This window comes from Pirellulales bacterium (genome assembly GCA_035656635.1).
GTDB lineage: Bacteria > Planctomycetota > Planctomycetia > Pirellulales > JADZDJ01 > DATJYL01.
The window spans coordinates 1-26116 of record DASRSD010000112.1 but is presented as its reverse complement, the minus strand read 5'-3'; the positions used below and the strand labels follow the sequence as shown (position 1 = coordinate 26116).

The 26116-nt window shown below is 55.1% G+C and carries 17 protein-coding genes and 1 other RNA gene; 5 read left to right on the top strand and 13 right to left on the bottom strand.

Annotated elements, in window-relative coordinates:
- Both VFE46_10710 and VFE46_10705 read right to left on the bottom strand, forming a co-directional pair.
- The coding region (locus tag VFE46_10710; protein HZZ28461.1) for a hypothetical protein at positions 1–4978 on the bottom strand (4978 nt) is incomplete at its 3' end.
- A gap of 586 nt (positions 4979–5564) precedes the next feature.
- Complete coding sequence (locus VFE46_10705) at positions 5565–5951, bottom strand: DUF3467 domain-containing protein (protein HZZ28460.1); 387 nt, start codon at positions 5949–5951, stop codon at positions 5565–5567.
- Between the two features lie 409 nt (positions 5952–6360).
- Here VFE46_10705 and VFE46_10700 point away from each other — a divergent pair, with 409 nt between their 5' ends.
- On the top strand, positions 6361–7176 hold the full coding sequence (locus tag VFE46_10700) for a prohibitin family protein (protein HZZ28459.1): 816 nt from the start codon (positions 6361–6363) through the stop codon (positions 7174–7176).
- A 65-nt stretch (positions 7177–7241) separates the two neighbouring features.
- Here the strand turns inward: VFE46_10700 and VFE46_10695 are convergent, their stop codons facing one another.
- Together VFE46_10695 and VFE46_10690 are read right to left on the bottom strand one after the other, a co-directional pair.
- Positions 7242–7922, bottom strand: coding sequence for a PEP-CTERM sorting domain-containing protein (locus VFE46_10695; GenBank protein HZZ28458.1), 681 nt, complete (start codon positions 7920–7922; stop codon positions 7242–7244).
- Positions 7923–7948: 26 nt separating this feature from the next.
- Entirely contained in the window at positions 7949–8659 is a 711-nt protein-coding gene (locus VFE46_10690) for a PEP-CTERM sorting domain-containing protein (GenBank protein HZZ28457.1), read from the bottom strand.
- 681 nt (positions 8660–9340) lie between these two features.
- On the opposite strand from VFE46_10690, the gene VFE46_10685 reads away from it, so the two are divergent.
- Both VFE46_10685 and VFE46_10680 read left to right on the top strand, forming a co-directional pair.
- A complete protein-coding gene (locus VFE46_10685; protein ID HZZ28456.1) occupies positions 9341–9985 on the top strand; it encodes a hypothetical protein in 645 nt (214 codons plus the stop codon).
- A gap of 361 nt (positions 9986–10346) precedes the next feature.
- On the top strand, positions 10347–10724 hold the full coding sequence (locus tag VFE46_10680; protein ID HZZ28455.1) for a VOC family protein: 378 nt from the start codon (positions 10347–10349) through the stop codon (positions 10722–10724).
- 103 nt (positions 10725–10827) lie between these two features.
- On the opposite strand, the gene VFE46_10675 is transcribed toward VFE46_10680, so the two are convergent.
- The 3 genes from VFE46_10675 to VFE46_10665 all read right to left on the bottom strand — a co-directional run bounded on the left by VFE46_10675 (position 10828) and on the right by VFE46_10665 (position 15198).
- The gene (locus VFE46_10675; protein HZZ28454.1) at positions 10828–12474 is read right to left on the bottom strand and encodes a YifB family Mg chelatase-like AAA ATPase; all 1647 of its coding nucleotides are present in this window, start codon (positions 12472–12474) and stop codon (positions 10828–10830) included.
- Positions 12475–13020: 546 nt separating this feature from the next.
- Positions 13021–13245, bottom strand: a complete 225-nt coding sequence (locus VFE46_10670; protein ID HZZ28453.1) for a type II toxin-antitoxin system HicB family antitoxin — start codon at positions 13243–13245, stop codon at positions 13021–13023.
- Positions 13246–14133: 888 nt separating this feature from the next.
- Positions 14134–15198 (bottom strand): dockerin type I domain-containing protein, encoded by a 1065-nt coding sequence (locus VFE46_10665; GenBank protein HZZ28452.1) that lies wholly within the window; start codon positions 15196–15198, stop codon positions 14134–14136.
- 217 nt (positions 15199–15415) lie between these two features.
- Between VFE46_10665 and VFE46_10660 the strand changes: the two genes are divergently transcribed.
- Complete coding sequence (locus VFE46_10660) at positions 15416–15799, top strand: tetratricopeptide repeat protein (GenBank protein ID HZZ28451.1); 384 nt, start codon at positions 15416–15418, stop codon at positions 15797–15799.
- A gap of 17 nt (positions 15800–15816) precedes the next feature.
- Here the strand turns inward: VFE46_10660 and VFE46_10655 are convergent, their stop codons facing one another.
- The 3 genes from VFE46_10655 to VFE46_10645 form a co-directional block, all read right to left on the bottom strand.
- Positions 15817–17910: a DUF5696 domain-containing protein gene (locus tag VFE46_10655; GenBank protein HZZ28450.1), complete on the bottom strand. Its 2094-nt coding sequence runs from the start codon at positions 17908–17910 to the stop codon at positions 15817–15819.
- A 1371-nt stretch (positions 17911–19281) separates the two neighbouring features.
- Positions 19282–19914 (bottom strand): hypothetical protein, encoded by a 633-nt coding sequence (locus VFE46_10650; protein HZZ28449.1) that lies wholly within the window; start codon positions 19912–19914, stop codon positions 19282–19284.
- Between the two features lie 5 nt (positions 19915–19919).
- On the bottom strand, positions 19920–21068 hold the full coding sequence (locus tag VFE46_10645) for a hypothetical protein (protein HZZ28448.1): 1149 nt from the start codon (positions 21066–21068) through the stop codon (positions 19920–19922).
- A gap of 490 nt (positions 21069–21558) precedes the next feature.
- Here VFE46_10645 and VFE46_10640 point away from each other — a divergent pair, with 490 nt between their 5' ends.
- Positions 21559–23436, top strand: coding sequence for a hypothetical protein (locus VFE46_10640; protein ID HZZ28447.1), 1878 nt, complete (start codon positions 21559–21561; stop codon positions 23434–23436).
- A gap of 56 nt (positions 23437–23492) precedes the next feature.
- Here VFE46_10640 and VFE46_10635 read toward each other — a convergent pair whose 3' ends face one another.
- The 3 genes from VFE46_10635 to VFE46_10625 all read right to left on the bottom strand — a co-directional run bounded on the left by VFE46_10635 (position 23493) and on the right by VFE46_10625 (position 26003).
- The gene (locus tag VFE46_10635) at positions 23493–23957 is read right to left on the bottom strand and encodes a SprT-like domain-containing protein (protein ID HZZ28446.1); all 465 of its coding nucleotides are present in this window, start codon (positions 23955–23957) and stop codon (positions 23493–23495) included.
- A 42-nt stretch (positions 23958–23999) separates the two neighbouring features.
- Positions 24000–24363: a transfer-messenger RNA gene (ssrA, locus tag VFE46_10630) on the bottom strand.
- 200 nt (positions 24364–24563) lie between these two features.
- Positions 24564–26003 carry a hypothetical protein gene (locus VFE46_10625; GenBank protein HZZ28445.1) on the bottom strand — a complete coding sequence of 480 codons (1440 nt, stop codon included), beginning with the start codon at positions 26001–26003 and terminating at the stop codon, positions 24564–24566.
- Positions 26004–26116: the final 113 nt, after the last annotated feature.

The following is a 26116-nucleotide window of genomic DNA, read 5'->3' as shown; positions in this document are numbered from 1 at the left end:
CGGAACCGTCGGCGAAGCTGGCCCAATCGTCGTCCACAAATACCACCGTGGGCGCACCCGGCGGGCTAAACGGGCCGCCCGGCGGAGGTGGAATAACGGCCGGTCCGAGCGATGTTAGCACCACGTCGTTGCCGCTGCCGCCGGTGTAATAAATGATAAACGCTTCGCCATCGACGTTGATTTCGTCTCCGTCGCTCATTCCGGCGAAAGTGCCCGTAATGGCGCCGGCGCTGCTCTTAATCAAAATGGTGGCCGATTGTCCGGCCGGGTACTGGAGCGGATTGGTATCGCCGGTGGTGTCCAGCGTGGCGCCGCCCAAATCGACGTTGCCGCTAACTGTCAATAGATCGTTGCCGGCCGCGTTCACTTCCAGATGAACGGTGTCGCCGCTGTGCAACGTGAGGTTGCCGCTGATGCTGACCGATGCCGGGCTGGCGCCCAATTCCAAGCGCAAATTCTTGCTGCCAGTGTCGACGTTGCCTGTGTAGCTGCCCCCTTCAATGTATACCGTATCGCCGGTGCCTGCCGCATTGACGGCGCGCTGCACGTCGGCCGAAGTGGTGGTGAACGGGGCCGCGCCCAAATTTTCGAAGCTACCGGGAGTGACGAATTCGTTCCCGGTTGCCAATTGCACGTAGCCCGGCCCGGGAGCGTCAATTCCATCGGCAATTTTGTCTTCGATGGCGTAATACGTGGGCACATTGCCGGCGACCGGACCTGCGCCGGTGTTGAAGCTGTTGAATGTTGCTCCGCCGGTGGTATCGATGTTGTTCGCCGAAGCATTGAGAATGTAGCCCACTAGCGCGCCGTCGAATGCGGTGTCGCCCAAGTTGAGCGTGCCTGGCGCCGTGCCGTAATAATCTAACCCCAGGCCAGAACCCTGCAGTTGCACGCCCGAAAGGCTTACGCCGCTAACGTTATTGCCGATGGCCAAATCGATGGGGCTGCCCGTGATGGTGTCGTTCTGCAGCGTAACGTTGGTCAGACTGGCCGGATCGGAATTGTAACTGGGCGCATCGTTGCGGCCTTTGATCGTCAAGCCGACGCCAGGACTTGGGCTAGCCAGCGAATTACCCGTGCCATCGTCGGTGAGCGTGGAATTTTCGATGGTAATGCCGCCGCTATAGGTCCCGTACTTCAGGTTGATGTCAATTCCCGCGGGCGAAGTGGCACCGGTTCCGCTGTCGGTGATGGTGATGCCGTTCAGCACGGCGTCATCCAACGTTTCAACATAAATGCCCTTGAACGTGTTGTTGCTGAACGAAGTTCCTGAAATGTTGATATTGGTGAAGCGCGTTTGATTGTTCAGGCTGCCCACCGCGTTCTGCGTTTCCAAGCCGAAGGCGTTGTTGTCGAAGTGACTGGTGGTAATGGTTAGCCCACTGACGGCGCCGGTGGTGGAAACATTGAAGCCCACGCCGGAGGTGGTGTTGGTGGAAACACTCACGTCGTTCAAGTTCAAATCGCTGAGCACGGCCGCGTTATCCACTTCGATGCCGTAATTTGTTGCGCCAGTGACTACGACGTTGTCCAGCAGCAAGTGCGACAGCGTGCCGTTCAGCTCCACGCCCCGCGTGCCGCCGGAAATTTGCACTCCGCGAATGGTCACCGGATGCACCGCATCGGGGCCGCTGGCGGAAATGGCAAGCACATTGCCGCTGGCCAGCGAAATGACGGTATCGCTGGCGCCGGAGCCGGCGCCAACCAAAGTCAGCGCCTTGTTCACGTTGATGCCCCCGGCAAATGCGCCAGCCTGCACGTTCACTGTGTCGCCGCTGGTGGCCAAATTGATTGCCCGCTGAATGGCGCCGGCCGAGCCTTGCGGCCCGACTTCACTGCCGTGGCTGACAAACACTTTGCCTGAGCGCAGGCGCACCAGGCCGGGACCGGATTGATCGATGCCGTCTTTAATTCGATCTTCCACCGAGTACAAATCGGCCAGCGTATTATCGGCCGGCAACACGGTGCTAGAGCCGGTTAGCACGAACGTTTCCCCGGTGGCATTCAGCTCGCCGGAAGCTTGATCGTCGATGAACGTGGTGCCGGCAAAAATGTTTCCCCCCAGCAGCGCCACCAGGCCGGCGGTGCTGTTGATAAGCAAATCGGTGCCGTTGTCAGGATTCGGGTCGCCGTTGAAGTTATTCGTGCTGAGCGAGCCGCTTCCGCCGGCGGTGAACTGAACGCCGGTTGTGTTGTTGTAAATGTTCGTGTTGGAAATGATGGCACTGCCGCCGCTCACCAAAATGCCTGTTGTCGGATCGTCAATCGTCGCACCGCTGACTGTGGCGGTGGCATTGGCGCCGCTGACCGCGACACCCGTAGCGCCGCCGCTAATTGACGTTCCGCCGGTCAGATCGACCCCGGCGGTGAACGTGCCGGTGGATTGCGCCTCAACCAAAACATCCACGCCCGTGGGGCTACTGGTCGTGATCGAGCTGCCTGCCAGGTCCAGCGAAACGCTGCCGGCCACCACGTTGGGGTTGCCGCCACCGGACGGGCCAACCAGCAGCGAGGCATCGGCCAGCGGCGTGCCGTTCACCAGCACGCCGTATTGCACGGCGCTGATGGTGACGCCGCTGACGCTAACCGTGGTGTCTACATTCGCGCCGCCGAAGAATGGATCGACATTGTCCAATTCCACGCCCACGCGCGCGTTGCTAATCGAGCCGCCGGTATAACTAATGGTGGCGCTGGTCGGGTCATCCCAAAAATCAACGCCGCGGTCAAATTCGCCGCCGGTGGGGCCGTTGTTTCCAATGATGTTGCTGGTCAGCGTGACGCTGGCGCCCGCCTGCACGCTGTCCACGCCAATGCCGAAGGTGAGTCCGCTACTATCTCCAGGCGTGACGCCGCTGGCGGCGTTGATGGTGTTGCCGGTGATACTTACCGTAGCCCCGGGCGCATAAAACAGGTTGACGAAAATGCCCGTGCCGTCTTGGCCAAGGGTGATGTTGTTGTTCGACCACGTCATGCTGTCGACGCCGCCGAAGAAGTTTTGCAGTTGAATGCCGGTGGCAAACGTGGGGCCGAGGATCGTATTGTGGGTGATGTCGGCATAAGCATCGTCCAAGAGCAGCACGCCAAAGCCGGCAAAATTGCTGATGACGTTCCCGGCAATGGCGTCGTTGGTGGCCGGTAGGTCGCCGTTGTTGAACAGCGAAATGGCGCGGTCATCGAAGTTCTGCAAAATGTCGTTTTGAACCGTCAGCCCGCTGATGGAAATTGGCGTGCCGGTGGTGTCGATGTTGTCGATGCCACGGCGTGCGTCTGCATCGACCCCGCCCACTTCCGTCGCGCCGGTTTGAACGAGCGCGGCATTGTTGCCGTCCAGAACCAGGCCGTCGATGGTTACATCGTCGGCAGTGACGCGAATTAAATCGTTAAACGGCGGGCCGCTGCCGTTATCGACGCTAGGCGTCGTGAGAATAGCTTCCACCGCCGGGTCAGCCTTGCCGCTGGCGAAGTTGCCGAAACGTGTGCTTGCGCTATTTCCTACTTGGGCCCCTAGTAAACTCAACGACTTATCAATCGTTACGTTTTCTGCATACGTTCCGGCATTCACGTGGATGGTGCCGCCCGCGGTTAAATCAGTCACCGCTTCCTGAATGCGCCCCGTGGCCTCTACTTGCGGGCCGAGTGCTGTAACGCTCAGTTGCGAAAAATCGCCCAGGAAGCCAACCGCGCCGCCGTCGGTATCGGTTCCGCTGTCTAAGTACGGCGTAATGTCGACGCTGCCCTGCGTTTCGCCCAGCACGGTGGTTTCGCTGGTGTTGCCCCACCAGTTGCCGGAAGCATCAATGGTTGTGGCCGTATTTGTGTTGGTGACCGGAATCGGGTTGTTCGATAAATCGCTGCCATATACCGAAGCGTTTCCCGCGCTCAGCACCAGCAGGCCGCGCGCACTGGCAGCGGTGCTGCTGAGAATGCTGTTTGTAATAGTCACGTTTCCGGCTGAGACGGCCACATCCGCGGTGCCGCTGTCCGTGATTTCGCTCTTGTCGATGGTGGCTTGCGCGTTGGCGCCGCCGCCGGCCTCAATGCCAAACAAACCGGCGCCGCTGACCTGGTCGGATTGTGCAAACAGAAACCCGGTCGAGCCGCCGCCGCTATTATCGACGTTAATGCCAATGAGCGCGCCGCCGGACAGCGCTACCTGGCTGTCGAGCAAATCTAAAACGCCCTTGTCGTTAATGCCCGTGCCGGCGATGCCAATGCCTTGCAGCTTAATGCCCGAAATGGTCGCCGTCGCATTGCTGCCGATGGTGATTCCCGTCGAGGCACTGCCCGCGTTAATCACCACGCTTCCCAGCACGCCCAGCGCCGGGTTGCCGGAAGAATCGAGATTGATGATGGTCAGATTTTGCGTCGAGCTGGGGCTGATATTCAACGGGCCGCTGTACGATCCGGCATACACATTGATGAAACTGAATCCGGTAGCCGAAGTTTCCGCCAGATTGATTGCATCTTGAATGGTTGCCGCGCCGGCGACCGAAGTGGGCGAAGAAATGGTGACATTCGGATCGGTAGAGCTAGTCACCTTGCCGAACGCCTGCGTTCCATACACCAAGTTGGTGTTGACGCCGTCGGAAACCAGGTCGCCCACCGAGAGCGTGTGGCTGCCGTCATCGTGCACCAGGGTCCAGTTATTATCGACATACAACACGGGGCTTGCGGCCAGCATGCGCCGCGGCTCTAGATTTTCCAACCAGCGGGGCGGGGACGCTTGCCGCGCGGTTTGTCTTACCGCGGCGCGCTTCGGCTTGCGGCGAACCGTCACGGTGGGAATGTCGGGCGTTTCGCCCTGGGCCTTTCCGCGGGCGCGGAACATCGAATTCCACAGGCGGCGCCGGCCGCTGGTGCGCCAGAAATCGGTCCGCAGCAATTGCGGGAAGCGATTCTTAAACCGCCCCAGGCGGCGAATCCAAGAATTGGGTTTGCTCACACGACGACGCCCACCGGCAGCAGCCACGCGTCTCATACTACACTTCCTTTTGCAAATTCCAAAATCACTGTGCAAATTCCAAAAGCACACTTTTCAAACAGTCAAAAACAACTCCGCCAATACTTTTACAACCTATTACCGGCAATTCCCGTCCGCAGATTAAGCCAGCAGCGCCGAGGCTGCGGCATCTGAGAATTTCGCTGGCGCACGCCAAACTGGCACGCCCACGAGGAAGGCCGCTCCCTAAGCGACTCAACCGCCTAACGCAAAAACGCAAATTGCGGGAAAAGCAAAGCACACGTAGCCTCTTCGTTGCACGTCCTGTTGTTGCCACGGCGCAGTTCTATGCCAGAAAACTGCGTCTGCATCGTTTCGCTTCTGCCCCCTACCTGGCCTAACCCAAAACACGCATCGCGTGGTCATTTGCCGCCTGCCCAATCCAGAGTGCTTAACGAACCTGCGGTTCGTCTACACTCCGCCTGGCGGCAATCGCGTGTGAATCCTCGGCGATCCGAAGTGAAATTCCCTTATGGATTGGAACACGGGGAAAATACAACGCTAAAAAATCAATTTAAATATTCGCGGGGAAATTGATTTACCGGCGGCAAAATCGCGCAGCCCGTTAGGTGCTGCCGCGCGCTTGCGGGGTAATTCGCTTTTGGATGTTGGTTTCCAACACGCCAAAAGCCGCTTCATGACGCTGAATGGTTACTGACAGCGCGGCCACTAACCGTTTCGCCGTGAAGAAGTTCGTGACAATCCGTTGCGATATCACCAACGGTTCGGTAGGAATACCAACCGGCTGCGGGTTCAGGGAAAAATCGATGATCAATTCTTCCGGCGTGCCCGTCACGCGACAAAAATTCGCGTAACTCGCATACGCCTTGCTGTCATCGACTTTAATTTGCGGAGCTGCAGGCAGGGTGGGTGGAGAAGATTCTCCAACGGTAGGAACGCGGTTGCCAATCTCGCCCTCGGTCGGCTGATCGGCAGGAGTTTTTGCGGGCAAATCACACCTCGGGAATAACAAGAATTAAAAGTTCGTAGCAGGTACCCCCCTAATAAACTGTTTTTCAATTTAACTAGATGTTCCGAATTTGCAAGGAGTTTGGGAAAAAACATTTTTGCCGATTGGCAAAAACTGGTAGAAAGGGAAAGAAAAAGCGGCCGAAAAAATTTGCCCGCGATGCGGAGAACCGCTGCGACGCAAATTGCCTCGATCCACCCACTTGAAGCCCGCAGCGAAGGGGGACCAAAAAGCGATTGGCTTCAACCCCATCGCAACTACTGCTGTTCAATTACTTTCCGGCCGGTCATAGCAGAATGCTATTCTTCAGGTGGATCAGAATAGACCAACTTTCAAAGATCGTCACCGCTCCGGCGAAGACATAATATACAGTCACTAGGGAAAGAATCGCATGAAAGGATATTCCATGAAACCGTATGCCGCGTTGATTGTCGGGGTCATTGTGGTGATTGCTTTGGTCATCGCCTTCGGCTCCTGGGGAACCATCGATGCCGGCCACCGCGGCGTGGTGTTGCGGATGGGCGCGGTCACCGGCGAAATTAAGCCGGAAGGCTTTTACAGCAAAACGCCGTTCGTCGATCACATCGTTCCCATGGACGTGCGCATGCAAAAGGAGCAGGTGGAAACCGACGGAGCCAGCAAAGATTTGCAAAGCGTGAAAACGGTGGTCGCGCTCAATCTTAGCGTCCTGCCCGATAAATGCGCATTGCTGTATCAAACTATTGGGGCCGATTATTTACAAACCGCGGTCGCGCCCGCCATGCAGGAAAGCATTAAGGCGATCATTGCCCAGTACACGGCCGAGGAATTGGTTTCCAAGCGCGAAGACGTGCGCGAAGCCATCGCCAAGCTCATCGGCGAAAAGCTGAACCCGCTGGGCTTGAAAATCGAGGCGCTGAACATTGTGAACTTCGATTTCAGCGCGTCGTTCAATCAGGCGATCGAAGCCAAAGTCACGGCGGAGCAAAACGCCCTGGCCGCGAAAAACTTGCTCTCGCAAAAAGAGTTCGAGGCCCAGCAAACCGTCGCCATTGCCAAGGGAAAGGCCGACGCCATGCAAATCGAAGCCAATGCCCTGCGCGATAACCCCATGATTTTGCAGCTCCGCGCCCTAGAAAAATGGGACGGCACGCTCCCCAAAGTCACTTCCGGCGCCGTCCCGTTTATCGACGTCAGCCACTTCAGCGATAAGCCAACCGCGAAGTAGCCCGCGCTTGCGTATAAAGCCGCGACCGTTGGTCGCGCCGGCAGCACCCACGGCATACACGCGAACTATCGCCGTGCCCAAAACAAAGCAAGAAGGGAGCCAATCGCCAACAGAACGAGCGATGCCGGCTCAGGCACAGCCACAGGAGCCAATGTCGCCACTTGCGCCGTGTTGCTGTCGATCACAAAGGCAGAGTTTGCTGTAAACACTTGAGAGTTGGTATGAATGACTACCAAAGCGCTCGCCGTTCCAGGCGCCACGACTCCAAAACCCAGCGCAGGAAGGCTGAACGACGCACCGAGCACGTCCCCCGATGCGCTCCGATCGAAAGTCGCGGGAATGACGCCCGTGGTTGGCGCTTGATAACTAGCATCAGTCGATATGCCGCCGGCGCCGTAGCCGTCGATAGTAAACCGATCAATGGAATCCGGACCGGTATCATCCGTAATCAAGTAGGTAAACGTGAGGTTGCCTTGGCCAAACGGATTGGCTGCATCGTTCGTAAATACTTCGCTTCGCAACGTTCCCGTATAAGTAGCCGTGGAAAACGGCAATGCACCGGTGTCGGCCAGTAGCGTACCGTTGCCAGCCAGCCCAGGAAAAAAGCTACTGGGGATCGAAGTGCCAACGGGCAGCGGCGTCGCCCGGGCGATGGTGGCCAGCGCTAACCCACAAATAACAACCAACGAAAAACTTAAGAAACGAATTCCGACCGCACGGGTGGCAGAAAATGCATATGTTGCCATAACGACTTTTACCTTAGTTGAGTTAATCACTGCTGTCCAAAAAATAACTTAGCCCGTAACATCCGGTTGCGAACCATGGCGCCTAATCCGGCGAAACCGACGAGCCCCAACACCAACGTGGATGGTTCGGGACTGCCAAAGACCAAAAGCGGCGCAAACGTCGTAGCTTGCGCCGTGCTACCATCGATCATCGATGCGACAGATGGATTGAACTGCGTCGAATTGGTTTGAATTACGACCAGCGCGCTCGTGCCGCCCGGGGGAATCGCGCCCAAGCCCGTCACCGGCGGCGTAAAAAAAACGCCGATCACATTTCCAAGCGGATCGATACTACGATCAAACGACGTGGGAATGATGTTGCCAGGCAGTACCGGCGCTTGATAACTAGCGTCCGTCAGTAGGCCGGGAATGCCCCAGCCGGGAACGGTCAGTCGATCGATCGATTCCGGGCCGCCCGTGTTGGTAAGCATATACGTGAATGTCAAATTACCAGGCCCGAACGGGTTGGCCGGATCGCTGCCAATGACCTCACTGGTCAGCGTTCCTTGAAAGGTGGCCGAGGTAAATGGAACAGGTCCACTATTGGCGACAACTACACCGCCCACGGGGCCTGGGCCGGGGGCAGAAAGAATCGCACTTCCCACAATTAGCGGCGTGGCCTGAACCGACGGCCGCGACACGATTCCTACAAGCACGAACGTAACTACAAAAACTACCTTGGAACAACGACACGACATACAGGTCCTCCCTGACTTTGAGGAAAATCATGTTGCAACCACCTCGGGTCCTTGTTCCGGGGCTTATCATACCCCCTGGAAGCAGGCAGTGCAAGGATTTGGCGCAATGGGTATCGGATAATTTGCACCTCGCCCCGAATAATTTGCACACAGCCCGACCGTGTCAGTCGGGCCATTGGCTAGGTAAAAACTAGGAATTACCTATCAGTCCAGAAAAACGCGATAAGATCGCATAAAACACCAGGCGACATGCCCACGCTTGCGTATAAAGCCGCGACCGTTGGTCGCGCCCGGGTGCCACTGCTTGCTCGTCCGTGTAAATGGCGCAAGAGAACGGCATGCTGTAATCCAACAGCCTCCCCTCGCTTGCACAAAAAATCCTGTACCGGAACGGCGAGCTCAAATGTTTTTGCCTAAAATTGAGCCATGTCTGTTTCCTGCGAAAAAAGCGATACCTTCAGCCATCTGCTATGCAAGCTGTTGTCACCCAATTTGCTTTTCACACGATAATTATCAATGTCATCCAGTCACTGCTGGACAAGCGAAGTCGGCAGCGGCACCCCCGCGGCTCCTACTGCAAATAAAACCTTGACATGCCATCAATTTGGGTTATACTGCCCCTAATCAGAGGCATAGAACGAAGGAACATAACGATGACACGCAGCATGATCGGAAAACGCTATGTTCCTGAAAAAACTTCTCCCGCAGATCGCGAGCCTCGTTGCCATCGCCTCGATTTTCTGCTTCGTTAGGCCGCTTCACGCCATACCCGGCCCCGGGCTGTTCGCCATCAATATTGCTCCCGATGGCGCGGGCAACGTCGTGGCCAATGGCTCGGGTGACGTCAACCTCGGCAGCGCCACCGCCGTTTCATTCAGTATTGGTGCAGAGATGAGTTCGTTTTCAGACTTGATCGTGAACGGACCGGCCACTACCACCAGCGTCTTCGAGTACACGTTTAGCACCGCGCTCACCGGGCCTGCCAGCTTCGGCACGGTCTTCCCCATCACTCCTGCAAGCTCCGGCAGCGGCTCATTGTTTATGTTTAGCAATCCCGGTTTCGGCAGCTTCGTTCTGGCTGTACCGACCAGTTACACCACGGATACCGCCATCATCGACTCCTCCACCTACACCGGCAAAACGCTTGCTAACCTCGGCCTGTCCCCCGGCACTTTTACCTGGACCATGGGAACCGGCCTCACGGAGAACACGGTCACCATCAACGTCAGCTCTACTCCGGCACCCGAACCCGCGTCGTTCGTGCTAGCCGGCCTGTGCGGCGGCGCAATGCTCTTTATCCGCCGCCTAACCTCGCGCAAGCGCTAAGCAAGTCCGCGCACCCTTGGCAATCGCAGGGCGCCGTAATCGCCGGGTGGCTGGGGTCGAGTGCCGCCGAGCCCCCAGTGAACTGCCAATAATTCAGATCACACTGCTGCCGTGGGCTGAAACCGCCGGGTGCCTGGGGTAAAGGCCGCCGTCGCTTAATTTGGAAAATGTAGTGGCGTCTGTCCCTAGACGCCTGCGGTTTTCTCGATCTAAACGGCTGACGACAGCCGTCGCTACATCGATTTTGTTTCAAAATTGGCGACGACCTTTTGCCTCGACAAACCGCCTCGCAGCCGATATTTTTTAATTCCTGGCAACTCGGTAGCCAATTCCGGCAAATCTTGTTTTCGGAGACCGTCAAATGAAAAGCAATCCTATCGACTGGTTTGAAATTTACGTTCAAGATCTTGCCCGCGCCAAGCAATTTTACGAATCGCTTTTTCAAATCAAGTTGCAAAAGCTCGATTCGCCTATTCCTGGAGTCGAGCTGTGGGCATTTCCAGGCGAAATGAACATCTACGGCGCTTGCGGCGCACTGGTCAAAATGGAAGGATTCAACGCCACGGGCAACTCCAGCATTGTTTACTTTCATTGCGAAGATTGCGCCGTCGAGGAAGGCCGTGTGAAAGCCGCGGGCGGAAAAATCCAACGGCCCAAATACTCGATCGGACAATACGGCCACATCTCCATGATCATCGACACCGAAGGAACGCTGATCGGCCTGCACTCGATGAAATAACCCGCTTGCTCATCGAGCCGCGACCGTTGGTCGCGCGAGCGCGTTCTCCCTCTCCCTTGATGGGAGAGGGCCGGGGTGAGGGTGAGCTGCATCAGGGCCGGTTTTAGGACGATTCGCGCAGCATTCCGCCAATCACAAAGCTACCAGCTTTGTCGATATGTTTCTCGACAATCTGATCAGAGTTGTCCAAATCAGCTACTGTCCTCGCAACTTTTGCTAATCGATCCATAGATCGTGTCGATAACAAATGATTGCCGATTAGCGATTTATAGTGATCGAAGGCTGGCAAAGAAAAATTACACAATTCGCGAATTTGCCCGGCCGGAATTGCCGCATTATACGGAATATCCAGTCCGTTAAATCGATCTTGTTGTCGTACCCGCGCTGCTTCGATCTTGGCTCGTAATCGGGGTGACAAGTCATTCTTGGTTTCTCCGAAACGTTCGCTCGTAGATAAGCGGTTTAACTCTACCTGTAAATCAATGCGATCTAAGATCGGCCCGCTAATTTTATGGTGGTATTTTTCAACGTCCTGGGGCCGACAAGTGCAACTTTCTGTGCCATAAAAGCCGCAAGGACATGGGTTCATCGCCGCAACAAGCGTAAAGCGACAGGGATACTCAAATGACCCACCAACTCTTGACACAACTATTCGGCCGCTTTCAATCGGCTGACGAAGAGCCTCAAGCGTCGCTCTGCTAAATTCAGCAATCTCGTCGAGAAATAAAACTCCTAAGTGTGCGAGCGTTATTTCGCCGGGTCGAGGTCGTCCACTTCCACCTCCAATCAGCGACTGCTTTGAGGCTGTATGGTGAATATTGCGCATAGGGCGTCGCGTGACTGCCATGCCGTCATGCTCCAAGGCACCATATGCAGAATAGATTTTGGTCAAGTCTACTTTTTCGGCATTCGAAAGCCGCGGCAAAATACCGGGAATTGCCCCTGCAATCAACGACTTACCTTCACCTGGCGGACCTATCATTAAAAGATTATGTCCTCCCGCAGCCGCAATACATGCAGCTTCCTTTGCTTTTTCCTGTCCTAATATTTGACCGAAGTCCACAGCCTTAGGGATATAATCCTGAAACGTCACGCCGCCTTGCAACGCATTTTCCAGTGGCCGCTTGTGTTGAAAAAATTGGATTACTTCGTCAAGCGTTGAAACGGGATACACATTGCACCCGTCGTATCCAGGTTTCGCTAGAATTAAAGCGCACTCTTTCTCGTTTCCTGTTGGCACGATGAGAGATTGGCCGGGCTTCGCCGTAAATGCAATCGAAAGTGCGCCCGGAACTCGACGAACTTCTCCGTGTAAGCCTAACTCTCCCATGAGAATCAGATCTCCTTCCATCTGATCGGAGAGCTTTGGCAGATAGCCACTTGCCTGCAACATTAGTATTGCTAGCGGTAAATCCAGCCACGTTCCTTCCTTCGGCAAATCGGCGGGTGCTAAATTTATCAGGATTGAAACTTCAGTATCGGGGATTCCCCATTTAGCAAATGCACCCGTGATTCGATCGATTGATTCGGAAATCGCACCACGGGCCATGCCAGAGATTTTTGTAACTGGCCCGTCACCATTCCTTACCGCACCGAAGTGCATCGGACGTCGTAAGATATCCATCGCACGTGCTTGCATCTCAATGATATAACCGTCTAATCCATACAGAATCCCGCCGTTAAGCGTGTGGTCTCGCTTTAAAAGTTCCTGCAAAAACTGTTGCCGCTGCTGTACTAATTTGATCGCCATTGCCTCGTACCTGCATATGAATGGACACCAGAAACGAGTGCCCCCAAAATATACGGCTTGAGTAGGAATTGCAAGTTTCCAATGATTTGATCTCACATTCTAAATCGGTCTCTATCGAAAATATCGTGGTCACTGAGAACGACTTACATGATCCCCAAAGCGGCGCTGGGTAGCTGGGTTCGAGTACAGCCTGGTATGCCAGGCTTTGTTGAAAATGCACCACTGGCGTGTAAGGTGCATCACTGGAGGCTCGGCAGCCTCGACCCCAGGCACCCGGCGGATGGTCGCAGCAGTGTAAAAATGGCGCGAGAGAACGGCAGACCGTCATCTATCTGCCCGAACTCCGCTGGCACAAAAAATTCTTCTCCGAGACTGCTGGGCTCAAATTTTTTGCCCAAAATTGGGCCACTCGTTTGGTATGCTACGCACACGGGCAAGAAAATCCAGGCCCGGCGAGAATCGGCTGCCGCCCGCGTCGCCGAATTGAACTGAGCCGCGAATTGGACATCGCCTTAGAAAATTGGGCGCTGACCAAGCAGGCAGTGACTATTCCGCTGCCTGATAGATGGCCGGGCGGTAGCGCGGTTTGGGAATTGGCTTGCGGGCGGCGCGGGCGGCTTTGAGCCACGCTGCTTTGGCAATTTCCACTTCACGCAAAGCATCGGCCGCCGTCGACCCGAAGGCCGAGCAAGACGCTAAATCGGGAATGTCAGCAATGTAGCCCCCGTCTTCGGCGCTATAGAAAATGTTAATGTGATAATCGTTTTTCATTCGGATTGCTCCCCCAACTTCAAATTATACCTCTCCACGATGCGGAGGAATTGTCGAATTTGGTACGGTTTGGCATCGCTGCCAACTTTTCGTGAGCGCGGAGATGGCAAATAAAAGGATCAACACGGGAGTGAATTTTGTATTTAATCCGGGCCAAACGCAAACAATGAATCCATCACAACTTACTCGTGCTGGCCAATCATGAATAACGATGGCCAAACATTAAACGCTCGCAATTCTGTCCGGACTAGCAGCGCCGGCGTGCGAGATTTTTCGAGCGCCGCGGCGTGTGCCCAGCGACAAAATGCCGGGAGTTTTGTACGCGAAATTCAACATCCCGGGAAATGCGGACTGAACTCGATGCGAATGCTCAAGATTTCCCGTTGGTTCCGTCGGCATTTTGTACATTTTGTCTTGCCGGGAACGAGTCACAATTCACAGCGCCGATTCGCCACGACAGATCGGGCGAAGCACTTCCGCTTTGTGGTTACCATGATTTTATGATGAATCTGACGCGAAAAACTGCCTTGCTTTCACTGGTGGTGCTGACCTGTGCGGTCTACGTGCCCAGCCTGCGATGCGGATTCATTTGGGACGACAACGCGCATGTTACTCGGCCGGAGTTGCGCAGTGTTTCCGGGCTAGGCCGCATTTGGTTCGACGTGGGGGCCACGCAGCAATATTATCCGCTGTTGCACAGTGCCTTCTGGTTGGAAGAAAAAGTGTGGGGCGAAACTGCCTGGTGTTACCACCTGACGAATGTGCTGGAGCACGCCGGGGCGGTTTGCCTGGTGTATTTGATTTTGCTGCGATTGAATGTGCCGGGCGCGTACTTGGCGGCGGCGATATTTGCGGTGCATCCGGTGGAAGTGGAATCGGTGGCGTGGATCAGCGAGCAAAAGAATACGCTTTCAGCCGTGTTCTACTTGAGCGCGATGCTGGTTTATCTGCGATTCGACCAAACCTTACAGAAAGGGATCTGTGCTGAATCCACAATAAGCATCCGATGCCGGCCAATAGTAACAACAAAGAGGCCGGCTCGGGAACCGCAAAAGCCGAACCGCCACCGCTTTGAAGCAAGTCTAAAAGCGATTGTAGGTCGATGTTATTTATGGTTCCGTCCTGATTTACGTCGGCAATTGTCTCTAGCATATCGTCGGAAAGGCCGTAGTCGGCCTGATATTGGCTCAAGCCACACAGGGCACTTTCCGCTACCGAAATATCAGAGGAATCCACATGATTATCCCGGTTGAAGTCTCCTCGCAGCGGACCGAATTGTGCGCCGAACGTCAAACTCATGTCGATGGCAGAGCCACTGTGGAAACGATCGGAGAAAAATACATCAATTGTGTGGCTTCCGCCCTCAAGTGGAGGCAGCGTGGTCGTGATGGCACTTGGGGGTTGGACACCACCATTATCGACTGCGAGAGTGCCATCGATAAACACGAACCCGTCATCATCGGTGCCCAATTCAATAGTGATCGGCCCCTCAGAGGGCAACGAAAAAGTACCTTGCCAGTGGGCGCTCCTATAGAACGGGTCGTCGCTGGACTGGCCATCTGGAAAGAAAGTGGGGAAAGCAAAAGGCAGTGTGTCGTTTTGTTGCTTCTCAAACAGAACCCCGTATGGACTCGTGGTGCTCCACCAGAGGATCTCGCCGCTCGCGTTCACGTCTGTGATCGGAGGCGAGTACGTCGCACCAAACGACGAGACAACAGGCAGGCCATCAGGCCCCAGCGTCGATTGGACGAGACCTTGTGTAGGGCCAGCTTGGGCACCGCTGCCGGTATCCGGATGGGTATTTGGAATTTTGAAGTAACTTCCGGTCAGGGTGATATCGACATCGGCCATGCCTGTCGATACGCCATCGAATAAAACTAAGGAGACGAACATGACAAGAATTCCGTTAAATAGTCTGACGCGACTGTACAACTTTTGGTTTGAGCGTGTCATGTTCGATCCTCCTTTTGAGAATAGGGAATTGGCTCTCGTACCCATCAAGATCCTGCCATGGGAAAATGTTCAAGTTGAGATGAACCGTCGTAGCGTGAAAGCTTCGGCAGACAGAGCACTACCCAGCAACCGCAGCGTCGCGCGGCTTCTCAATTTAGGCCGAAAAATCCCGGCAATCAAGGGATATATAGCTACACCCAAAATAAGAGAGTATACAGTGGCCCTGGAATTGGATCCGAACCATCCTGACGCCCAACACAATTTGGCCCTGCTGCTGGCCGGCGCGGGCCGAGTTGACGAGGCGGTTGAGCACTACCGCATAGCGCTGCGGTTGCAGCCCAACTTTCCGGAAGCGCAATTTAATTGGGCCAACGCCGTGGCCAGCGTTCGCCCGCAGGAGGCCATCGAACATTACAAGGCCGCCATCCAACTGCTGCCCGATTATACCGATGCTTATGCCAACCTGGCATCGGTTTACGCCCAGCTTGGGGATCGCGCGCAAGCCGCCACTACCATGGGCAAAGCCGTGGAGTTGGCCAAAGCACAACATAACGAGCCGCTATCGAAGCAATTGGAGCAGCTATTGTATGAGGGACGGTGACGGACGTGAGTTTTTCATCACTTGACCTGCGGAACTTCCACCTCGGGAACGATGTTCACCGTTTTTGCATCCCAATCGACGGTTACTGTGGTGCCGTCGGCAAACGTCGTACGCTCATGTTTAAAATCGCCAGTCAGAAACTCGTGCCGCACCATTTCCTGCAAAGCGACCCGTTTGTGGAGCGCACTCATGCGTCGCACAGCGGCCGCGGTTTCGGAAGTGGTACTTTGATCGCGTCCCAATTGCGGCATGCCGCCATTCAGAAATCCGCGCAAGTCGTCAGGAGCGTACGGTGTGAGGACAGCGTCATGATATACCAAATTGTAAAGCGGCACACTCACCAGCTTGTACGAACGCATGGACGAAACACAATCGACATAAGGAATCGTCCAATCACAGCCGGCTTCCGTGCCGACAAATCCAAGATTGTTCCGCGACCAATTGAAGCACAGCGCGCGGGCGTGCATGGCTTCACTGCGGCTGCACGGATGCTCGGGATTGAAATCTTCATCTGGCGGTACATAACCGAACACGTCAAGATAAATTCCTTGTGGGTGAATCTCGTGCGCAAAGAGCGCAGTGTAGTTCTTCACCAAATGGCCAAGCATAAAACGATTATTCAAAAACGTTTGCGTTCCGCCCTCCCAATTATTCATGAATGGGAGTTGCCCTTGCTTCCATGTTCCAAACCGCGTACCGGGAAAATCTTGCGGGGCGCCGGCAGCGGTTTCCTCATGGATCGCAAATTGGGGATCGTAAGATGGGGCATCAAGGTAATAATCGCGATACTGATCGTGCAGGCAGAAAAGATAGCCTAATTCGCGGCAGGTATCAGCGACTTGCTTCATTCCGGCCCATCCACCGGCTTCTGGCGCGGGCGGCAATTCATCAGGATGTTGGCGATCATAGCCTTCCCGCGGCCAACCGGTGAGAACTACGCACAAACGATCGAGGCCCTGCTCTTTCCACTTGCGCAATTCCTGAGCGCGGGAATCAAATGAAGTAAAATGATGGTTAGCATCGGGGTTCTGCTTGTTGTAATGCAAACTATCGGACTTGATGTTTGTGAGAATTCCCAAACGCGCTTGAGGCGTGCCAATTAATTCCTTCACCACTGGTCGTCGCGCGATTTTTTCATCGAGTGATACAAACAGGCCGGAATCCTTTACATAGCTGCGGTAGCGCTTCGCCAGATCGACATAATTTCCGTTCTCGAAAAAGCACATTCGGCAACTTCGGGGGTAACGAAGTGCGCCAAGAGATTCCCGCCAGCGCGGCCCAATGACCGTCGGGCCACCTGCCGGATGTTCAAATTGATAGGCTGCGTCATCGGGCGTTTCCACAATAATCATCATTGCGCTTGGACCCTGTTCAAATCCCCACCACGACATTGACCAACTTTCGATGACATTGCTTTGCACTTCGCTGGTGTCGCTTTGCTTCAGGCTGCCATCGGCATTTGCGGAACGAATGGGAGAGTATGGCTTTGGCCAATCTTGCGGCAAGAGTGCACCTCGACCATTACTCAGCACGGTAAAATCGATGTGGCTGGAATCAATCGCCGTAGGCCAATTCAGTTCTCGCAACTTGGCTTGCTGCTCGTCGGCAGCAATATCGAACACGAGTTCTTCGTTCGCACCTTCCAATGCCAGGGTGAGATACAATGGCAGATTTACGATCCCCGATTTTTCCGGCCAGTGATTGAGCATAATTTTTATTCCGGTCTTATAGCCGGTATCGTATGGAACAATATCCACTTGCTCGGCATCTGCTAACCGTGCGGAAAATTCCTGTCCATCCAATTTCACGCGCATATCACTGGCTGTCGACGGGACCAAATGCCAAAGAACGGAACCCGCGTGCACTTCGATTGCCAAATTCTTTTCATTTAATATCACCGTTTGATGTTTGCCCTTGATGTTCCACGTGTTTTTGGCGGCATCGTGCGAAACATCGACCAGCGGCGCGCCCCACTCGCTGCGCGGAAATTTCTGCGCAGAAGTTTGCTGCGGCGACGGAGAAACGGGTTGGTCCAGTTGCGATTCTGCCGCGACCGCTGCTTTAGACGTACAGCCAACGCACATTAAACCGACGGCGAACGCGCGGAGCATGACAGCTCTCCCGTCCCCCGAAGTTAAATCTCGGCTTCTCTTGCGCAACCCCTTGCGCAAACATGTCTGATTGTGGGCTGTAGGAAATCGCATTACCAGGGGTTAACTCCTTCTCACTGCACCCCAGGCTAACGCCCGTGCAGATTAGTTTGACAGTATTGTCCTGAAAATTAATTCCTTGGCCAAAAGTCGCTGGGCTGCCCCGATCGAGATGTCGAAAGTAACTCGCTGGGGCGACACTGCGCTTTGCCCCAGGCACAAGGCTGCAGCCCTTCTCGGCGTATTGCGCGCCCCCTCACCCTGCCCTCTCGCACCCCGGGAGAAGGTTCGATAAATACATCGAATTGCCAAAGACCGACAGTCCAGCGGCCGTTTGCAGACAGCTCGCAGCAGGCAACAACAGCTTCAGCAGCCTACCGCCTACGGTCGCCCAGACAGGGAACTCATTGTTCCGCGCGGCATTGTACCAAACGAGTGGCTCAATTTTGGGCGAAAAAATTTGAGCCCGCCGCTCCGGAGAAGAATTTCTTTGTGCGAGCAAGAGGTTCTGGCAATTCTCTGGGGGCTCGTCCGCGGGGGACTCGACCCCAGCCACCCAGCCGACGCCCTAGTTGTTGTTCTGCTGGGGCGGCACTGCATCCTGCCCCAGCCACACGGCCGGAAAGATTTTAGTGCAAGCGAGATGCCAATTCACTAACGGCCTTGCCCGGGCCTAAACACGTGGCCACATTTCAGGCAGGTGATTCTGATTTTCTTTCGTCCCGCCAGCCCGCCAAAGAGCGCTCCACCTCGACCGAACAGCAATCCACTCAACGCGGCTCGACCAAACCCGAATCCTCTTCGGTTGGCGGTAATCTGAGTGGAGCCACATTTCGGGCAATGCACCTTATCGTCGGCGCCTTCACTCGCCGGTTCCGCCTTCTCCTCCGCCGCTGGTTGATTTTCAGTTGCCATGTGCTTGAGTTCCCCGCTGCCGGTAAAGAATGCCCGCTGAGATGGGTTTTGATTTTACCAACGTGAAATGGCGATTGCCAGGAGGAGCGGTTTCGGACAGTGAGCGGTTAGCAATTAGTGGCTATCGACGAGCGCCGGGTAACAGTGAGCAGGTGAACGGGTGATGGGGTGATTCAGCCGACGACGTGGCCTGTGCTCGGTTGCTCATTTTACCGAACAGGTGGCCCAATTTTGGGCGAAAAAATTTGAGCCCGCGGTCGCGGAAAAGAATTTCTTTGTGCAAACGAGTTTGGGGGGTTACCGCATGCCATTCTCGAACTCTTTTTTCGCACTGCTGGACAAGCGAGGAGTGGCACCCAGCGGATATATTTCCATGCCGACAATGTTGGCAACTTCGTGCTGAATTGCTGATTGAAATTAAACCGGTTCTTTGGAACACTGAGCAAGAAAATCTATGAATCGAGTTATATCATGAGAAGGAACGCCCGCTTGTTTGGCTTTTGCATAGAGCAATTGGACCAGTACGAAGTCAATTATCTCCGCTGTTACACCTTCCCCGCCATTTATGTGCCATTCCGTTCGCTCCGCAAAATCTTGATTGACCGGCCACGATACAACAAATGCTCTTGATCCGCGTTTGGTTAATTCAGCCAACAAATCATCTTCGCTGCATTGATTAAGTGTTTTAAGATGTAGTTCGATTTTATCCTTGTCGGTTTCGTATTCGTGATCTAGTGCCTTGTCAATCAGGATACTTATGTCGTGAGCGTTGATGTCGGGTGCGAAATCAATTCCTAAATCTACCGCAAACGCCTTTTGCTTATCGGTAGCGGGCCGATAACGTCGCCGCTGCAATGGTGGTTCAGCGTAAGCTACTTGACCATCGACAGTATTCACCGAAATGGTTTTGGCCAATTCAATATCTTCGGGAGGCACAGTTACAATAAGTGGATTATTACACTTCGGACAATTGACAGTCCTTCCAATCAGACCGACACCGGCACTAAGTTTTGCACCACACGATTTACACTGAATTTCAAAAGTAGCCATATGTTTTATTTGTTACGCATGTACCATTGCCCTTCCGAAATTTCTTCACCATACCAATAGAATTCGTCTTTGTGGTAAGGCGTGTTGTCGCCCAACTTCTCGGTTATCCAATGGCCATGCGGCTTCCCAGTGCCGGCCATTGGTCCCTCAGAACTCCAAAAGTATGACTCATTTAGGAAAGTGCTGTCGCCTTTGTGGAAATGACTCGTTCTGCGATAGATAAAATCACCGGACCAATGTTTGTAGGTATCGGCGTAGTCCGTATCATCTTTCGATGTCCAGCGATCAACGTATGTATCATGGGCAGCCCACCAAAATAATGTGACAACAGTAAGTACAGCCACGATATATCTAGTCCAGCGTATTGAAAGTTTTCGATTAAACCAGCCAATCATCGCACTACTAATCAAAGTTAAATCAATCCCTGCCAATATAAATGCAACCACAAAGAGCGAAAGTTCTAACCAGACGATCCACCAAGAGAAATAGAAATCGAATGCTCCAAATAATAAATCCATCGTGACGGCCCAAATCGCAGCAATAGCAAGTAGGATTAATCCAAAACGTTTCCAACTCCATGCGAATGCCGGCAATGCTGAGCCGCTTATGCCAAGGGCAGCGGCAACAATCACAACGTAACGCAACAAAAACCATGAACTTGATTGAACGTCGATCAACAGAAACCAAGCAATCAATGCTGCACTGATACACCATGCGGGCCATGTTCGTTTGAAACGGCTCTTAACAGCATCGACTGTGAACATTCCCCGCCACGCTCGCCCAGCAAAATATCGTTTTGCAGGGAGTGCCGCTCCAATTCCAATAAGTGCGGCTGAAATGTAGCGAAGCCACGCTCCAATCTCAGAATCGTAATTTCTGGCGGCAAGTACCGCTGTTGCTACACCGATTCCGACAAGCCACGTTGGCCACGTTGCCGATAAATGACGTTTCACCGCGGCAATAACGACTTGCTGCCGCGATTCTCTAGCCGGCTCTGGCGGTGTAGCAACAGCGGTAACAGGTGGTGCGGCGTTATCTTGAATTTGAATCGGTACGTCGCATTTCGGGCAGGGAACTGTTCGGCCAATCAAACCACTGCCTACACGCAAATTCGAACCGCAAGAATTGCAGACCAATTTAAAAGAGTTGCCCATACCCCCACAGTTTAGCCGGAAGCGTGAGCGCGTGGCAACAAAAGAAAAAGCCACATAGGCGACCGGGATCGGGTGGCTGGGGCATAGCCGACGATTGCTGGGTAGGCCGTGGTTCAGGTTTGGTTTGCATGCCCACGGCGGGCGTGGAAATGGCATCCACGGAGAGGAGATCTCCGGGTAGAAACCGGGGCTAAATTGCGGATCCAAGGAGCTGTACGCACCCGGTCGTGGCCGACCGGGCTAAGCGTTGGTTCATTGGATGCGAATACCCTCGGGCAGAGCATGGGGCTAAGACGGATAATGGCTGAATTGACGGAACTGCCGCCGGGGCTTGGTGTTTCATATTTTGGAACAATCATCATGCGGCCAGTCGTTCGACTGTGTTAAATTGTCATAGGCCAAAAGAGGCAGAATTGTAGCCGGCCGATGACAAGTCGCCGGCTTGGGGCAAGATTTCGTAGTGGAACATTCCCGAAAGAAGGCGAGAGTTGTGAACACCAAGCACACCCACATTGCGCGACGATTTGGTATTGCCCGGCGAGTTGGTGTTGCCCTGGCGCTGGTCATATTAATTGGCTGCGCGAAATGGGTCATCGCATTCGGGGCGACGGATTCTGCTTCTAGTAATGGCTCATCTGCGAGCGACGACACGGCTGCGAAGTCCGTCTCTGTCGCGAAGTCTGCCTCTGCAGCAAATGGTGGCTCTGCGAATGATAGCGCGGCTGCAAGTAAGGGGACCGCTGCGAGCGCTGGCCCCACCGCCACGCTGGATTTGCTGCGCAAGTCGGGCGGCATGCTCACGCCCGAGGTGCGCAGCAGCTATTTGGCCTGGTGCAAGCAGGAAGTGCTCAGCCAATTGCAATCGGTCAAGCGAACCGTCCCGCCGGAGGTGCTGCACGAAGTTGAAACTGATCCGACCTTGACCGACGCCATCTTTGGCAGCGTCTATCCGCCCGATCGGACCATTTTGGAAAATTACATCGACATGCGCGCCAAACTCGGCGCGAGTTTCACGCAAAAATATCGTGCGCTGGTGACTGCCGCCGCGGTGGTGCATCGCAAAGGAGGCGTGACCAACCGCAATTTGGCCGATGAGGAAATGCCCGACGCCGAGGATACGGAAGTTGGCGCCTCGCCGCCGGAACCGGAGCCGGACATCAACCTTGACGCGCCCGACCCGGAAATGCAGGCCGCCGCCGACTTCATGAAAAGCACCGGCAGCACGGCCTTGCAAATTTATGAGCAACCGGACAAGCAACAGCAGCTATTCGATTATTTGAAATCGAAGGGCATTGACGACAAGCGCGTGGCCAAGCTGGAGCAATTCAAGGCCCTGGGGCGAGTGCTGAAAGGGGCGATGATTATTTTGGGGCAGCGGCCCGGCAAGCGAGAACCGTACGCGGACATTATCACGTGGCTGAAATATTTGGCTACGGTGTACGAAAGCAAGCCGAATATTCCGCCGGTAGCAGACCGCGACCCCAAACACTGGCCGCTGTTTCCGATGGACAAAGCGCCGTGGCCGATGTTGATGCCGCTGGCGCGACCGATGGTGATGAGTGATGCGCACTATATATACGAGAAGTTCGAGGGACAGCATGGCCACGACCGGTATCACACGTATGGCCCGTATCGGAAAGAGGATGCCGAGCTGCGTTACGAGTTGCAGCCTTCGACGTTGCCCTGGAAGGCCTGGGCCGATCGGATTATCCACGGCGGCGTGTGCACCACCATGTCAGGAATTTCAATCGACACGCACCGCGCGCTGTGCGAGCCGGCGGTTCCGGCAGGCCAGCCGCACCACTCGAATTTGGTTTCTTATCACTTTGCCGACGACAAATGGTCGGCGCACATCGACCAGGCCTTCGCCGGTGGTCCTCCGGTCACCCACGTGCTGTGGCTGTTCAAAGACGTGGCCGACGGTCCTGCGCGGCTGACGAAAAAAAGCCACGCCGGCGCCGAATATCATTTGGGCCTGGGCGCCGGCATGAATGTCGGGCTGGCCTCGTACATCGATACGCGAATTGCCGCCGCGCTGTTTCGAGCGCTGCCGCTGGAAGACAAAGGAACCACCGGTGTGAAACTGCTGACCGCGGCGAAGAATGCGAATCCCTTCAATCCCGACTTGTGGTATTTACTGTCGCAGCAGGCGAACTCCGCCGCCGATGGTCAGTGGTTGGTGAGTGCGCTGCTTTCGCATGCACCCAATGCAGACCTTTCGGGCGTGGGAAAAGAGCAAAAAAAAGAAGAGAAAGAACGGAAGCGCAAGAAAGAGGAGCCGAAAACGACTCCTTCCGAAATTGCGGAGCGCGAATATTGGGAAACGGTGGCGAAGTTCGTCAGTCGCCTGCTTGAAGCGAAACAGTGAGCGGCTAGCTGCTGGCAGTAGGCGGCGGGCGGTTGGCGGCAAGCAGCAAGCGGCGGTTAATCGGAGTGCGGGTTGGTTGAAGTTCTCGACCAGGCGAATAAATGCCGCGGATTGAACTTTCGATCGCAGCGGCCGCAAGAAATGCGGCGGCGACGGGAGCGCTGAACTTCGTATCCGCAAGTGGGGCAGCGCCCAGTGAACTTCATCGGCGGCTGTTGCACCTCGTCGCCATAGCAACTCCGTGCATTGCAGCCGATGATGGAGGCCATTCGCCGCCACTTTCGCCCATGCTTTGCCCGCACGCCCACCAAGGCATGCGCAATTTCGTGCAGAATGGTGTCCCGCACTTCATATTCGGAATTCAATTCCGTCAGCCGAGCAGAAAGAGTGATGAGCCGCTTTCGCTCGTTGCAGGAGCCGAAACGCCGCACAGCCCGATCGAAGTCAAACTTCCACCGTGGAAGCAAGCTGTGTTGACGCATCAATTCGTGGGCCAGTTTTTCTGCGTCAGCAAGTTGCATGCGTGGCTTCCGTGCCGTACATAAACGTCAACAAGCTTATTTTAGTGGAGGCGGCGGGAATCGAACCCGCGTCCCGCGATATTTCAGTGACGGCTTCTACGTGCGTAGACGGATGATTTCCGCATTTCGCTCGGTCGTCCCCAACCGCCGGGGTTCTTTCCAAGCTAGCCCGGAACTGGTTTAGTCACAGGGATACCAGGCGGTGACCTGCGACGATTCGGAATTGGCAACCGACTTTTGGATCTCTCCGACGAAGACCCGCAGTCGGGGACGCCTATTTAATTAGGCGGCCAAAGCGAAGTTGCTATTGGCAACTAAATTATGGTCGGCTTTTTACGCGGCCTGCTGACCAACCGCGGCACGCCGCCGGCACGTCAATCTATCCGGTCGAACCCAGTTCGCCCCCAGATGTGTTTGAACGCCACACGGCAACACAATGCCCGGCATTTCAACCGCGCATTATCACAATTATAGGTTTGAGCAGGCGAGTGGGTGAAGGGGGTGGGAAATGGGGGTGAAGGGTGGAAAGAAGTCCCGTTGTTCGTGGTTTGTTGCTGTGGAGGAAGGTGGCGTGGGGCATGGGAGTGGATTGCTACATGCGCCGGATTATGCACTCCTATGCGGAATGGCGAGCGCGGCTGGTGATGGTGGGGCGGCTTGGCGAATGAGCAGCGCAAATAGCCACACGGCAAGTGCGAAATAGAGAATGTTGCGAATGCCGAGGATGATGCAGGGGAGCAATTGCAAATTGGTGGCGTCTTTCGGGCTGGGTGGGAGCAAGGCGATGAGTTCCGGGTGATTTGGATCAGCAGCATAATGGTACGGAAAAATCCAGGTGGTCAAAGCGACGATGGCCACCAGGCAGAGCGCGAGCGCCCAGGATGCGGCGCGGTGTTTGGGCATGACTTCGACCGCCAACAAGAGCGCCATGGGCATCGCCCAGACGAAATACTGCGGTGACAAGACCTTCGACAAAATGACGCAATCCACTAATGCTAAGCAGGCGGCACGGTAGCCGGATACACGGCTGCGCTCGGCAGGTTGAAAGAAAACCCACAGGCACAGGCCAAGCAGAAACGCGCCCAGCACAACGTTTGACAGCACGAGCATGAGCCCTGAAAAGCTGCCAGCTAAGTTGAAAGCGCCGTGCGTCATTTCGACAAACACATGGCCGCCCAGCAGCGAGGCGAGCATCATTAACGTGGAATAGAGCGATTCGATTTGGATACCGCGCTCGCTGTGATACTTGAGCAAATTGAAGACCCCGTTGCCCGAGATGGCAAATTGGATGAGAAACGGCAGGCCGGCGGTTGCAATCAGGGCGATCAAACCCAGTGGTAATCGTACCGATCGCCGGGGCGCACGCCAGTCGGCCAGAGCTACAAAGGGAACGCAGACGATGGGAATCAATTTGTAGCTGATGCCCAGGCCAAGCATGGCATAGGCGGCAGTTGACCAAGTGACGCTTTGCCGGCCTTCGTCGAGCGAACGCACCGTGCAATAGGCCCAGGCCATTAGCAGGAGCAGCAAACCCATGTCGAGCCGGTCATAAATTAAATTGCCCAACAGCGCGGTGACGACGGTATAAGTGAGCGCAGCCCAACCGACAAGCTCGGGCCGGCGGCGCCGCACGGTCAACATTAACAGCGCCAGCGAAGCAACATCGCAAAGAAACATCTGGCCGCGAAAGATGGGAACATATTCCTTGTGAACCGGCGCGATGTTTTCGGGCGTGGGCGGCTCCGGAATGTTTCCCGGCGCAAGTAGGCGCGGCAAGTAAATGGCCCACCAACCAAGCGGAGGATACTCGATTAGCATTTCGCTGTACGGGGCAATTTGGCCGTCGTATGCGCGCATGGAGTCGGCAAAATAGGTGTTCTCGGCGTCGGAATACCAGACATCCAGGGCGAAGAAAATGTAGCCACGGGTAAACAGGAACAGGGCCGCGGCGAGAAGGAGCCACGACGTTCGCCACGGCTGCGATGGCGACGCGCAATTGGATGTGGCTAAGGAGGCGGTCGCGGCGAGTGGCGAATTGCGTGGCATGGGTCGGCTTTTTACGCGGCCTGCTGACCAACCGCGGCACGCCGCCGGCACGTCAATCTATCCGGTCGAACCCAGTTCGCCCCCAGATGTGTTTGAACGCCACACGGCAACAC